Origin of the sequence: Methylobacterium sp. AMS5 (genome assembly GCF_001542815.1) — a bacterium.
GTDB lineage: Bacteria > Pseudomonadota > Alphaproteobacteria > Rhizobiales > Beijerinckiaceae > Methylobacterium.
On record NZ_CP006992.1, the window covers coordinates 1287501 to 1300000 of the forward strand.

The 12500-nt window shown below is 68.3% G+C and carries 14 protein-coding genes and 1 pseudogene (1 of these 15 only partly in view); 5 read left to right on the forward strand and 10 right to left on the reverse strand.

Annotated elements, in window-relative coordinates; all coding sequences use genetic code 11:
* Both Y590_RS05875 and Y590_RS05880 read right to left on the reverse strand, forming a co-directional pair.
* Positions 1–686, reverse strand: partial view of a complex I NDUFA9 subunit family protein gene (locus tag Y590_RS05875; protein WP_060769027.1) — the 5' portion only. It extends 484 nt beyond the left edge of the window; the window shows 686 of its 1170 coding nt (coding positions 1–686); it begins with the start codon at positions 684–686; the stop codon falls past the left edge of the window.
* A gap of 231 nt (positions 687–917) precedes the next feature.
* Positions 918–1586 (reverse strand): alpha/beta hydrolase, encoded by a 669-nt coding sequence (locus tag Y590_RS05880; RefSeq protein WP_060769028.1) that lies wholly within the window; start codon positions 1584–1586, stop codon positions 918–920.
* Between the two features lie 242 nt (positions 1587–1828).
* Between Y590_RS05880 and Y590_RS05885 the strand changes: the two genes are divergently transcribed.
* The 3 genes from Y590_RS05885 to Y590_RS05895 all read left to right on the forward strand — a co-directional run bounded on the left by Y590_RS05885 (position 1829) and on the right by Y590_RS05895 (position 5718).
* Entirely contained in the window at positions 1829–2995 is a 1167-nt protein-coding gene (locus Y590_RS05885; protein ID WP_060769029.1) for an MFS transporter, read from the forward strand.
* A 98-nt stretch (positions 2996–3093) separates the two neighbouring features.
* Positions 3094–5271: a primosomal protein N' gene (locus Y590_RS05890; RefSeq protein ID WP_060769030.1), complete on the forward strand. Its 2178-nt coding sequence runs from the start codon at positions 3094–3096 to the stop codon at positions 5269–5271.
* 84 nt (positions 5272–5355) lie between these two features.
* Complete coding sequence (locus tag Y590_RS05895; protein WP_060769031.1) at positions 5356–5718, forward strand: SpoIIAA family protein; 363 nt, start codon at positions 5356–5358, stop codon at positions 5716–5718.
* Between the two features lie 89 nt (positions 5719–5807).
* Here Y590_RS05895 and Y590_RS05900 read toward each other — a convergent pair whose 3' ends face one another.
* The 6 genes and pseudogenes from Y590_RS05900 to Y590_RS05915 all read right to left on the reverse strand — a co-directional run bounded on the left by Y590_RS05900 (position 5808) and on the right by Y590_RS05915 (position 8869).
* Positions 5808–6188, reverse strand: coding sequence for a hypothetical protein (locus tag Y590_RS05900; protein WP_060769032.1), 381 nt, complete (start codon positions 6186–6188; stop codon positions 5808–5810).
* 421 nt (positions 6189–6609) lie between these two features.
* A complete protein-coding gene (locus Y590_RS05905; RefSeq protein WP_060769033.1) occupies positions 6610–6861 on the reverse strand; it encodes a hypothetical protein in 252 nt (83 codons plus the stop codon).
* A gap of 119 nt (positions 6862–6980) precedes the next feature.
* The gene (locus tag Y590_RS25520) at positions 6981–7136 is read right to left on the reverse strand and encodes a hypothetical protein (RefSeq protein ID WP_286161902.1); all 156 of its coding nucleotides are present in this window, start codon (positions 7134–7136) and stop codon (positions 6981–6983) included.
* Positions 7137–7215: 79 nt separating this feature from the next.
* Positions 7216–7416, reverse strand: a pseudogene (locus tag Y590_RS27245) (isochorismatase family protein); the annotation flags it as partial.
* The gene (locus Y590_RS27250; RefSeq protein ID WP_286161862.1) at positions 7413–7664 is read right to left on the reverse strand and encodes a hypothetical protein; all 252 of its coding nucleotides are present in this window, start codon (positions 7662–7664) and stop codon (positions 7413–7415) included. The pseudogene Y590_RS27245 and the gene Y590_RS27250, both read right to left, overlap by 4 nt.
* A gap of 32 nt (positions 7665–7696) precedes the next feature.
* Complete coding sequence (locus Y590_RS05915; RefSeq protein ID WP_060769034.1) at positions 7697–8869, reverse strand: zinc-dependent alcohol dehydrogenase; 1173 nt, start codon at positions 8867–8869, stop codon at positions 7697–7699.
* 133 nt (positions 8870–9002) lie between these two features.
* On the opposite strand from Y590_RS05915, the gene Y590_RS26975 reads away from it, so the two are divergent.
* Positions 9003–9191, forward strand: coding sequence for a hypothetical protein (locus tag Y590_RS26975; protein ID WP_060769035.1), 189 nt, complete (start codon positions 9003–9005; stop codon positions 9189–9191).
* 413 nt (positions 9192–9604) lie between these two features.
* Here the strand turns inward: Y590_RS26975 and Y590_RS05925 are convergent, their stop codons facing one another.
* A complete protein-coding gene (locus Y590_RS05925) occupies positions 9605–10225 on the reverse strand; it encodes an FUSC family protein (RefSeq protein ID WP_060769036.1) in 621 nt (206 codons plus the stop codon).
* Positions 10226–10396: 171 nt separating this feature from the next.
* On the opposite strand from Y590_RS05925, the gene Y590_RS05930 reads away from it, so the two are divergent.
* A complete protein-coding gene (locus Y590_RS05930) occupies positions 10397–10576 on the forward strand; it encodes a hypothetical protein (RefSeq protein ID WP_003604447.1) in 180 nt (59 codons plus the stop codon).
* A gap of 140 nt (positions 10577–10716) precedes the next feature.
* On the opposite strand, the gene Y590_RS05935 is transcribed toward Y590_RS05930, so the two are convergent.
* Complete coding sequence (locus Y590_RS05935) at positions 10717–12348, reverse strand: ABC1 kinase family protein (RefSeq protein WP_060772179.1); 1632 nt, start codon at positions 12346–12348, stop codon at positions 10717–10719.
* Between the last annotated feature and the right edge of the window lie 152 nt (positions 12349–12500).

Genomic DNA, 12500 nt, shown 5'->3' on the forward strand with positions numbered 1-12500 from the left:
TCCGGGCCGCCAAGCTCGTAGACCCGACCGCCGGGCGCCAACCCATCGACCGCGCGGGCGATCGCTTCGGCGACATCGCCGACGAAGACCGGCTGGAAGCGGGTCTGCGCACCGGCGAGCGGCAGGGCCGGCAGGAAGGTCGCGAGCGAGGCGAAGCGGTTGAAGAAGCCGTCGCCGGGCCCGAAGACCAGCGAGGGACGGAAGATCACGGCATCAGGAGAGGCGCGCAGCACCTCCGCCTCGCCGAGCGCCTTGGAGCGGGCGTAGAGCGAGGGTGAATCCGGATCGGCGCCAAGCGCCGAGACATGGACGAGCTTGGCCCCCACTGCCGTGGCGGCTCGGGCGATCTCGCCGGCCCCCTCGGTCTGGAGCTTCGAAAAGCGCTGGCTGCCCGACTCCTGCAGGATGCCGACGAGGTTGATGACGATATCGGAATGCTCGACCGCGCGGCGGATCGAGTCGGGATAGCGAAGATTGGCCTGGACGCCGACGATCTGACCGACCTTGCCGAGCGGTTGCAGGAACAGGGCGAGATCGGGCCGGCGCACGGCGACGCGGATTCGATAACCGCGCTTTGCCAGGGCCCGCACCACGTGGCGCCCAAGGAAGCCGGAACCGCCGAACACGGTTACGAGCTGCGATTGCGGGCGGGTGGTCGCGCCGGGCGCGGTGACGAGGCTGCTCATGGCCGATGGAGGCCCCTTTATCTCGGGTGACACGTCGAGACGGGCGGCATGACCGCCACACGGCCGACGAGCCCCGGAGCGCGACCGTCGGCAGCACGCTCCTTAGACCAGTTTGAAGGCGAGGGCAGCCTGTCGACTTGAGGAAAATGGAACGGATCGCGCATCGTTCCAAGAGCTGGTTGCCGGCTCGTTCCTACGGACCAGCCCTTGGCCGACCTGCGGCGCGATCCTTCATTGGCGGCTGAAGCGCCCCTCCCGCAGGAAGTGCAGGGTCTCGGCGGCCAGGCGGCGGTTCCACATCATCGTCGGGTGCGCGGTCGGCAGCACGATATGGTCGGTCATCCCGTCGAGGCGGGTGCGCGCGACCGTGACGCGTCCGTCGTTCGGCCCCGGCAGCAGCAGCAGCGACGCCAGAGGATAGAGGCTGCGGCTGCCGGCGATGATGCCGAGCGGGTAATCGACCCGGCCGAAGAGGCGCACCTGCGCTGCCCCGCGCTCCGTGCCGAGTTCGGCGCCGGCCGGGCCGAAGAAGCGGCGGTAGGCCGCAAGGCGGTGCAGCGCATCGGCAATCTCGCTGCCGCCATTGGGCGGACCCAGCATCACCACGCGCCCGAGATTGTCCGGCCGGCGCCGGGCCAGGAGCACGCGGGCGACGAGGCCGCCCATGGAATGGGTGACGATGTGAAGGCGGGTCACCTCCCCCGCGAAGGCTGCGACCGTGGGCGCAATCCCCTCGGCGAGGTCGGCCAATCCGAGCCGCCGCGCCGGATAATCGAGGTTGAGGGTGACGTAGCCGGCGCGTGCCAGCCGGCGCTCGAGCGGGCGGAGCGAGGCGGCCCGGCGGGCGATGCCGTGCAGCAGCAGGACGCCTTCGGTCCCGTCGGGGCTCGTTCCGCTCATGGTCGTACAGCCATCGCGAGCGTCGCGTCGGCGAATGCGTTGCAGAGGAGAGCGGTCATCGTCCAATTTTTTCGACGCAACGATGAAGAGACACGCAATGCTTCCGACGAACTCTGCGTGTTCACGCTTGTGCGTCAACGGCGGATCGGCCGTCGATACAGGCAGAGTGCGGCCTCCCGCACTTCGATCCGCAGGCATTCCCTGGCAGGGTCGCCGCAGGAATCTGCAGTGAGGCGCGCGGGGTGTTGGCGACGGAGGAAGGCACGGAGCGCGACGTACGGACCGGTTCGGGCCGCCTCCTCCTGCTCTTTGCCACACTCTACGGCGCCTATGGTGCGCTCTCACCCTTCCTGCCTGCGTTCCTCGAAACGCGGGGATTGGGACCGAGCGAAATCGGAACGTTGCTCTCTGCCGCGATGCTGGTCCGGCTTGCCGCCGGACCGCTGATCGGGCGGCTCGCCGACCGGCACGGCGCCGTGCCGGCCTTCCTGGCCGGAGGACTTGCCCTCTCGGCGTTGCTGACCCTGGCTTTCCTCGGCGGTCACGGCTCCATGCTGTTGGCCATCGCCCTCGCCCAGGCGGCGGCGACCGCGCCGCTCGCGCCGCTGGCCGATACGGTGGCGCTCGCCGGCAGCCGTGACGGAGCCGTCTACGGCCGCATCCGCGGCGCTGGCTCGGCCGCCTTCATCGCCACCACCGTCCTTGCCGGTTCCATCATCGGGATCTTTGGCTACGGTGCCGGCCCGCTCGCTTGTGGCGTCCTGTTCGCCGCCGGGGCCGCGCTGACATTGCGCCTCGCGGGGAATGCCGTGCCCGCGAGGCCGGCCGAGGACGCGGGCGGCGGGTTCGCGGCACTTGCCGCGGATGCCCGCTTCCGCCGGTTCGTTCTCGCCGCTGCCCTCGTGATCGGCGCGCATGCGATGCACGACGCCTTCGCGGTCATCGTCTGGCAGGCGACGGGAATCGGGCCGCGCGTGGCGGGCCTGCTCTGGGCGGAAGCGGTCTTGGCCGAGGTGACGGTGTTCCTCTGGCTCGGGCCGCGGCTCCTGGCGCGGATCGGGCCGGATCGGGCGCTGGCGCTCGCGGCGCTTGCCGGAGCGCTGCGCTGGGCGGTGCAGGCGCAGACCTCCTGGCTGCCCGGACTCGTCCTGATCCAGGCGCTGCACGGGCTGACCTTCGCGCTCCTGCATCTCGCCTGCCTGCGGCTCATCGTGGAGACCGTGCCGGAGCAGCGCCGGGCGACGGCGCTGACGGTCTACGGCACCTTCGGGCTCGGGCTCGCCTCCGCGCTGATGCTGCTGCTCTCGGGCTTCCTCTACGATCATGTCGGTACGAAAGGGTTCTGGGTGATGGCCGCGGTGAGCCTGTCGGCCGTTCCCGTTGCGCGAGGGCTCCCGGACATCCGATAAGGGCCAAGCCGCGGATAAGGGCCAAGCCGCATTCGCCTTCGTCGACAAGAACATATATAGAACAAATCAGACTGCCCTCGTGATTCCCTCATGATTCCATGCCTGCCGTCGCCGAGATCCTGATCCCGCTCGCGCTCGACACCGCCTACAGCTACGCGGTGCCGGCCGGGCTGACCCTCGCCGAGGGCGACATCGTGCAGGTGCCGTTGGGTCCGCGCGAGACGATCGGCGTGGTCTGGGGGCTCGACGAGCGGGTCTCGGGGGGAAACCTGCGGCCGGTGACGGGCAAGGTCGAGGCGCCGCCGCTCTCGGAGTCTTTGCGCAAGCTGGTCGATTGGCTGGCGCGCTACACCCTGGCACCGAAGGGTTCGGCGCTCGCCATGGCCCTGCGCCTGCCCGACGAGGCCGCCCGCAACGAAGCGCCGCGTGTCGGTGTGCGCGCCGCCGGCAAGCCGCCGACCCGGCAAACGGTCGCCCGCGGCAAGGTGATGGCTGTGGCTGCCGACAACGCGGTGCGGGGCAAGAGCGCGCTCGCCAAGGAGGCCGGGGTCTCGCTCAGCGTGGTCGATGGACTGATCGATGACGGCGCGCTGGAGACCGTGGCGCTGATGCCCGAGCCGGTGGCGCTGCCGCCGGACCCGGACCATCCGCGGGTGCCGCTATCCGACGCGCAGGCTGAGGCGGCGCACGCCCTCGTCGCGAACGCCCCTTCCCCCGCCGATGCTGCGACCGGTGAAACCATCCTCCTCGAAGGCGTCACGGGCTCGGGCAAGACCGAGGTCTATTTCGAGGCGGTGGCCGAGTGCGTGCGGCAGGGGCGGCAAGCCCTGGTGCTGATGCCGGAAATCGCACTGACCGCGCAGTTTCTCGACCGCTTCGCCGGGCGCTTCGGGGTCCGGCCGGCGACCTGGCATTCCGGAATCGGCGGCAAGCGCCGCGAGCGGCTGCGGGCGGGTGTGGCCGCGGGCGAGGTCTCGGTGGTGGTCGGCGCCCGCTCGGCCCTGTTCCTTCCGTTCCGGAATCTCGGCCTGATCGTCGTCGATGAGGAGCACGAATCCGCCTACAAGCAGGAGGACGGCGTCCACTATCACGCCCGCGACATGGCGGTGGTGCGCGGCAAGATCGAGGGTTGCCCGGTGGTGCTCGCCTCGGCCACGCCGTCGATCGAGTCGCGGGTCAACGCGCAGAGCGGGCGCTACCGCCACGTCGCGCTCCCCGGCCGTTTCGGCGGGCGGCCCATGCCCGACATCGCGGCCATCGACATGCGCCTCGACAAGCCGGAGCGCGGGCGCTTCCTGTCGCCGCCGATGGTGAACGCGGTCAAGAGCACGCTGGCCGCGGGCGATCAGGCGCTGCTGTTCCTCAACCGCCGGGGCTACGCGCCGCTCACCCTGTGCCGGGCCTGCGGCCACCGCTACCAGTGCCGCAACTGCTCGACCTGGCTCGTGGAGCACCGCTTCCGCCGCGCGCTGGTCTGCCACCAGTGCGGCTACGCCGAGCGCAAACCGGAGGCCTGCACCGAGTGCGGCGCCTTCGATCACCTCACGCCCTGCGGGCCGGGCGTCGAGCGGATCGCCGAGGAGGTGACCGAGCTGTTCCCCGAGCAGCGCATCGTCGTGCTGTCGAGCGACTTTCCCGGTGGCGCCGAGCGGCTGCGCCAGGAGCTGGAGACGGTGGCGGCGGGCGATTGCGACATCGTTGTGGGGACGCAGCTCGTGGCCAAGGGCCACAACTTCCCGCACCTGACCCTCGTCGGGGTGCTCGATGCCGATATCGGTCTCACCTCCGGCGATCCGCGCGCGGCCGAGCGCACCTTCCAGCTCCTGCAGCAGGTGACGGGACGTGCGGGGCGCGGCGAGCGGCCAGGGCGCGCCCTGGTGCAGACCTACCAGCCCGAGCATCCGGTCATCGCCGCCCTGCTCTCGGGGGATGCCGACCGCTTCTACGAGGAAGAGATCTATGCCCGCGAGGCAGCGGGGCTTCCGCCGTTCGGGCGGCTCGCCGCGCTGATCGTCTCCGGGGAAGAGCGGGAGAAGGCCGAGGCGCACGGTCAGGCGCTGGCGCGCGTTGCCGAACCGCCGCCCGGCGTCTCCGTTCTCGGGCCGGCGGAGGCGCCGCTTGCCCTGATACGCGGGCGCTGGCGATTCCGGCTGCTGGTGAAGACCGAGCGCGGCATCGACGTGCAGAGTTATCTGCGGGATTGGCTGGCACGCGGACCGAAGCCGCGGGGTAACCTCAAGGTCGCAATCGACGTGGACCCGCAGAGCTTCCTATAATCGCGTCCGTCCGCCGTCGGCCGAGGTCGCTCGCAGTCTCCTGCAGGCGCGCTCGTCCTCGGCTCATTCGAGGAGCGCCGCGCCTTGCTGACCTATGAGAAGAAGCCCGATTCCGCCATCGCCGAGATCGTCGTCGATGGGAAGATCTCCGATGAGGAGATGAACACGGTCATGACCGCGATGAAGGCCGACCTCGACAAGGGCGGCCGCATCAAACTCCTGGAAGACATCCGCAGCTTCGAGGGGATGGAGCCGGCGGCCTTCTTCAAGGACCCGCGCTTCGGCATCTCGATGATGAAGGGCGTGAGCCACGTCGCCCTCGTCACCGACGCGACCTGGCTCAAGGCCGTGGCCGAGACCTTCGGTTTCGTCTCGCCGGTGCAGATCAAGGTGTTCGAGCGCGCCCGCATCGGCGAGGCGCGGGCTTGGCTCGAAGCCGCCGTCTGACGACGTACGGACCGCTCCCACACGAATGCACGAAAAAGGGGCGAGCCTGGCGGGCTCGCCCCTCTCTTTTCGAACGACAGACGATCAGATTACTCGGCGAGCGCGGTCCGGAGCGTGTGGCGCTTGGCGACCCAACGGCCAGTGCACAGGCCGCCGGAGACGCGCCATGTGCCGGAGCCCGAGCGGGCCTGGAGCCGGCCCGAGGCGGTCCCGTTTGCGGCCGCTGCCGCGACGTTCAGGCCCACATCCCCATCCGCACCGACGCGGCCGCTCACCGTAGTGCCGCCGGAAGCCACCGCGGTGACCGGGCGGACCTGTCCGTCCCGTACGGCCAGGGTGTAGCTGTATTGGGCGTCACACATGCCGCTCTCGGTCACGAGTTGAACCGACCACGTCCCATCGAAATCCCCCGCCATCGCCGGCGAGGCGAGCATGGCGGCCAGAGCAGCGGTGAGGGCAAACTTGAGCATGCAGCATCCAAATCAGCGACGAGGGTGAGGCGCACGGTGCGCCGTCGCCTGCGCTGTCCGTACCGTCAATCTGTGAGATGCCCACACTCTACCGAAACAAGAGGCGATAATATGACGCCAACGAATGATTGCTCCTGACAACAAGTCTCAGCTGTTCGCCGGACGATGGACGCATCCCTGAAACAGAAGCGTCGCCATTCGCGCTTTTTATGCACCACCCTGTTGCAAGCGCAGCCTTAAAGACTTCAGGTTCGCATCTCGAAAATGCGAGAATAGCCGTGTTCATGCACTCGATGGGGTCGAACCCCGCCGCTTGATCGGTGCAGGGTGCCTCGCTCCATCAGACGGGCGGCAAACCCTCTTGAAAGCAGGTCGGAGGGGCCGGCTTCGCCGTTGGCGAAAGCTGTTCTGAGAAGGGCCGTCAGGCGGACGGTTCGGCGAGGCGCGCCCGGTGGCGATCCAGGGCGTCGCGCAGGCTCGGCATGAAGGCGGACGAAGCGTCGAGACCGGCCACGCCCTGCCCGAGCCGGTCGAGCGCCCGCACCTGCGCATCGAGACCGCCGAACGCGGCGAGATAGGCCCAGATCGCCTCGTCGGCCTCGGCGACCGGAACCGGTTGCTCGGATGCGAGCAGAGCCGAGAAGATATCCAGGGTTGTGTCCAGGTTCGCCACGTCGGATCCGTTTCAGAGGCATCCATGGGGTTGGGCTTGCGGTGCGCTCCGCCGAAATAGATGCCGGTTCGGCAGAGCGTGGGTCGAAACGAGCGGCCAGCGTCGTCCGCGGGCTGGCATCAGCGGTGGCGGGTGCCGCCGAGCAGGATTGCCGCAGCGGCGAACCCGACGCCGGCGACGAGAGCCGCCGTCGAGAGCGGATGGAGCGTGCCGCGGGTGTCGAGGCTGCGGCGCATCCCGTAGCCGGGACGGCTTCCGGCGGTGCGGCCACCCACGCCCGCCTGATAGCTCGGCGGAAAAACACACCGCATCGCAAGCGACGATCACGCGGTAACCGCGATCGACCGCGCCGAGGATGGTCGCCAGCACACAGACGTCGGTCTCACCGCCCGTCACGACGAGGGTGTCGATTGCTTCCGCCTCCAGCAAACCGGCCCGTTCAGGCTTCAGCCAGGGCGAGTAGACCAACGTGTCGACCACCTTGGCCGGCGGCCCGAAGCGGGTCACGCTCGGCACCCGATCGACCCTCTCCGGTCCGAGCGCATCCAGGGTCATCTTGGGCCTGTGCCGTAGTCGCGCCGCCACGCCCCCTTGCACTCCTCGGGCGAACCGATCGGCACGAAGCGGGTGAACACGGTCCGCTCCGGACGGGCGGCGGCGATGCGCTCGATGTTCGGCAGGATGCGGGCGAGCCAGGGCGTGTGCCAGTCCGTCTCCTCGGAGACCATCCTCGACGCGTCGACGCAGGGAGGGACGGCCCGCGGGCCGAGATCGCCGAATCTCAAACCGTCTTTGTGCGCCATGGCTCGCTCCGAGACCTTCCTTCGCTGTGCTTTCAGTTCGGGTGGAAGACGACCTTGACGCAGCCATCCTTCTTGTCGCGGAAGGTCTTGTAGAGGTCGGGCCCGTCCGCGAGGTCGGCGGAGCGGTGGGTGATCAGCGAGGCGGTGTCGAACTTGCCCTGCTGGATCAGCTTGGTCAGCGGTTCGAGGTAGCGCTTCACGTGGGTCTGGCCGCTCTTGAGGGTCAGGCCCTTCTGGACGATCGCACCCATGTTGACGGGAATCGGCCCACCATAGACGCCGGGCACCGAGACGATGCCGCAGGGCCGTACGGCGCGGATCGCTTCCATCAGGGCATAGGGCCGCTCGGTCGAAGTCAGCTTCTCCTGCAGCGTCGAGATCACGCCGGAGAGGCCGTGGCCGGCGCTGGCTTCCATGCCGACGCAGTCGATGACGCCGTCGGCGCCCTCGCCCCGACTGATCTCCTTGATGCGCTCGAACACGTCCTCCTTGGCGAAGTCGATGATGTCGGTCGCGCCGTATTTCCCGGCGAGCGCGAGGCGCTCGGGCACGGTATCGATGGCGATGATCCGCTCGGCGCCCATGATCTTGGCCGATTGGATCGTGAACAGTCCGACGGGCCCCGCGCCCCACACGGCGATGATCTCGCCGCCCTTGATCTCGCAATGCTCGGCGCCCTGCCAGCCGGTCGGCAGGATGTCGGTGAGGAACAGGACCGATTCGTCGTCCATGCCCTCGGGCACTTTCATCGGGGCCACGTCGGCCATGGGCACGCGCACATACTCGGCCTGCCCACCGGCATAGCCGCCGGTGATGTGCGAGTAGCCGAACAGGCCGGCGGTGGTGAAGCCGAACTGTGCCGCTGCCATCTCGGCGTTGCGGTTCGAGCGCTGGCAGACGGAGAAGTTGCCGAGCTTACATTGGCGACACTCACCGCAATTGATGTTGAAGGGCACGACGATGCGGTCGCCCTTCTTGAACTTGGTGAAGCCCGGCGCGGTCTCGACCACCTCGCCCATGAATTCGTGACCGAGCACGTCGCCCGACTTCATGGTCGGCATCTGCCCATCCATCAGGTGGAGGTCGGAGCCGCAAATCGCGCAGGAGGTCACTTTGATGATGACGTCGCGGGAATCCTCGATCGTCGGATCCGGCACCGTGTCGCAGCGAATGTCACCCTTGCCGTGCCAGCACAGTGCTTTCATAAGACGTCCTCGAGGTTCGACCGGTGATGCCGTTCAGGCACTGCCGCAGGAAACCCGGGGTGCGTACGGCCAAGTTCCTTCCGCCCTTAGTCGGCCGCCACAAGTTTTGTCCTCACGGACAAGGGTGTTCCGGATGGTGATCGATCAGGCCTTTTTTCGGCCGCGCACGCCGGTGGCCGTGGTCGCCATCGGTGATGGCGGTGAAGCGCTTCTGATACGCGCGCTCCTCGAATCCCTCGGGGCCGCCGTGCTTTTGCACCTGATCGGGACGCCCGGCGATTTCCTATGGGTCATAGGGCAAGGTGTAACCGCGCCGCCCTAGATCGTGATTTGCGCCATGGCGACGAAACGGGCCTGATCTTCGGGGCCTTCAGGGAAAGTATCGATACGGCTTCCCTCAGAGACGGCTCGATGCCGGAGGTGATCGCGCAGCATGCCGATCTACCGGGGACGAGCCTCGTCAGCACCGCCTGTCTGTCCGGCTCGCAGGCTTTCGCATCGGCATTTCTGGAGAACGGGTCGCACTGCGTGATCGGACCGGACGGTTATCCGGACGGCGCCGATGCGGGTCTGTTCATCCATCTCCTGTTTCATCGCCTGCTGAGGTGTGGCGAACCCCTGTCGCAGGCTCTCGAAACCATCCGATCCTACGATGAGCGACTTGCTCTCTTCATCGGCCGCACTGCCCCGCGAAAGCCGCCTGGGGGTGACGTTCGAAAGGCTGATCTGCAAGCGTCAGAGCTTGATCCCGAACCTCCGGTTCAGGCGTGTCACAAGCCAGACGGTGCCGATCGCCACGCAGACGCCCCAGCCGACCTCCAGCACCCGCGATCCCGCCATCCGCTCAACCGGCCCGAGATGCGGCACCAGCAGGATGATCGTGGCGGTGATCCCGGCCAGTCGGCAGGCACTCGCCACGTTGACGAGCCAGCAGGCCAGGATCGCGAGCACGACCGTGGCCGCGTAGGTCGGCAGGGACGGTCCCAGGGTCAGGTAGGCGGAAAGCCCGATCAGTCCGCCGATCGCGGCACCGGTGAACTGGTCCCGGGCGGTGGAGCGGGTCGCGCCGAACTCAGTCTGCGCGACGGCGACCGCGGTGATCGCCGCCCAGAATCCTTCGCGCAAGCCGAGCACCTGCGTCGGCAGGTAAGCGACGATGGCAGCGACCGCCGACATTACGCCATGCGCGAGCCCGCCGGAGAAGCGCCGCCGCAGCGGCAGGCGCTTGCGCAGCCGCGTGACCTGATCCCGCAGCCAGCGGATGCGGCTGGTGTCACGGTCGGCCCGGCGCGTCTTTTCGAAGGCGGCCTCCGCGGCGGCGCGCTCCGTAGCGCCCTCTTCCCCCTTCCTGCTCATGATATGAAGCCCGTTCGGCCTGCATCCGCCCTCCCTTCAAGCCTTCGGCCGCGTGATGGATGGCAGGCCGGAACGATCGGAACGGTGAACGCGAAAGCCCCGGAGAAAACTCCCGGTTAAGCCTGAGCCCCTATCACCGGCCCATCGAGCCTGGTGACGAAAGGAGCGCCGATGACCAGGGACCAACTCGCGATTGAATTGAAGCGCATGGCCTCCTCGCAGGTCAGCGACATCGAGCGCGCGGTGAAGGCGGGGCACAAGACCATCGCCCTGAACGAACTGGCCGATCTCGACCGCCAGCTCAAGGCGCTGGCCGCCGCCCTCAAGGCCAAGCCCGTCATCCGCGCCTGAGACCCGGCTTTCGCCCCCCGCGACAGAACCGGCCCCGCCCTCCTGGGCGGCGGCCGCGCGCCCATCCGTCTCGGAATTCCCGGCGCCCTTCGACTCGAAGCGGGCCGTCCGTTCAGCTGACCGGGACCGCCCGGTCGATCTCAACGATCGCGGCTCAGCAACACCAGCCAGCCGATGCCGAGCACCGCCACCGTCATCCCGATGATGACGAAGGCCGGCGTGCCGAGATCGATGAGCCGCGGCGCGAGCTGTGTCGCGAACGCCGCCACGACGAGGCCGACGGCGACCCGCGCGGCCCCCCGCTCGATGCCGCGCACGAGCTTGTCCATCCCCTTCAGCTCGATCTCGACGGTGACGCGCCCCTGCTTGAGGCGCACCAGCATGAGATGGATCAGCGTCGGCAGCTCGGAGGCCGCGCCGTAGAGGCCGGTCCCGAGCGATTCCGCCTTACGCATCAGGCCGCGCAGCGAGAATTGCGAGCGCATGCTCGCCCGCACGGTCGGGCCGGCGGCGGCGAACAGGTCGAAAGCGGGGTCGAGCTGGCGCATGACGCCGTCGGCGGTGACGAGCCCCTTGAACAGGATCGCCAGATCGGTCGGCATCGCGAGATCGTTCTCGCGGGCCATGGTCATGAAGTCGGTGAGCACGAGCCCGAGATTGAGCGGGATCGAGGAATGAGCCTGCACGAAGTTCTGGGCGGACTGTTCCAGCTTGCTCAGGTCCGGATTCGACGTGCCGGTCCAATCGAGGAGCGTGGCCATCAGGCCATCGACATCCTGCTTGAGCATGGCGCCGATCAGAACGAGGAGCTGCTGGCGCCGCTTCTGCGACAGACGCCCGACGATGCCGAAATCGATGAAGCCGATCCGGTTGCCGGGCAGGATCAGCAGATTGCCGGGATGCGGGTCGGCGTGGAACACGCCCTCGATCAGCGCCATGCGGAGGAAGGCGTCGCAGCCCTTCTGCGCCAGCGCCTTCTTGTCCGCGCCCATCGTCCGTAGCGCGGCGGCATCGTTCGGCGAGACGCCGTGGATGAACTCCTGGACGAGCACCCGCTCGGAGCACCACTCCCAAAAAATCTTCGGGATGACGATGTCGTCCCGTCCGGCGAAGATCTCGGCGATCATCTCGCAATTGCGAGCCTCGTTGAGCAGATCGAGTTCGCCGTTGAGGCCGTTGGCGAGGTGGCGCATCTGCTCCTGAGGCTGGTAGCGGGCCATCTCCGGCCACTCCGCCTCGACGATGCGGGCGCCGTGCGCCATCAGCCGCAGATCCGCCTCGATGATCTTCCGCAGCCCCGGCCGCAAAACCTTGACCACGACCTCCTCGCCGGAATGGAGGCGCGCCCGGTAGACCTGGGCGATCGAGGCCGAGGCGATCGGATTGAGGTCGAATTCGGCGAAGACCTGTTCCGGCGGCGCGCCGAGATCGGCTTCGAGCTGCGGCCCGATCAGGGCCCACGGCACCGGCTTCACCTGGCTGTGCAGCTTCTCCAGCTCGTCGGTCCAGACCGGCGAGAGCAGATCGGGGCGGCTCGCCAGAACCTGACCGAACTTGATGAAGGTCGGCCCCAGGGTCTCGATGGCGCGGCGCAGCCGCTCCGGCTGCGAGAGCCGTGTGACGTCGACCCGCGGCGTTCGGCGGGGAATGAGCGGGATGTTGTGCAGCCCGAGTCGGTCAACGATCTTGGTCAGCCCGAAGCCGATCAGAACCGAAGCGATTTCCGAAAGGCGCTGACGGTCGCGCGCAGCGACGAAGGCTGTTTTGAGCATGATGGTCTTGCGTGTCGCGCGAAGCGTCGGTTCGGGCAAGACCGATCCGGCCCTCGCCGGGCATCTCGCAATGGCGCGGCCATGGGGCTTTTTTAGGATTGCAACCGCCGCGACCGGTCTGCCCTCGCGGGGACCGGCGTGACGCCGACGAC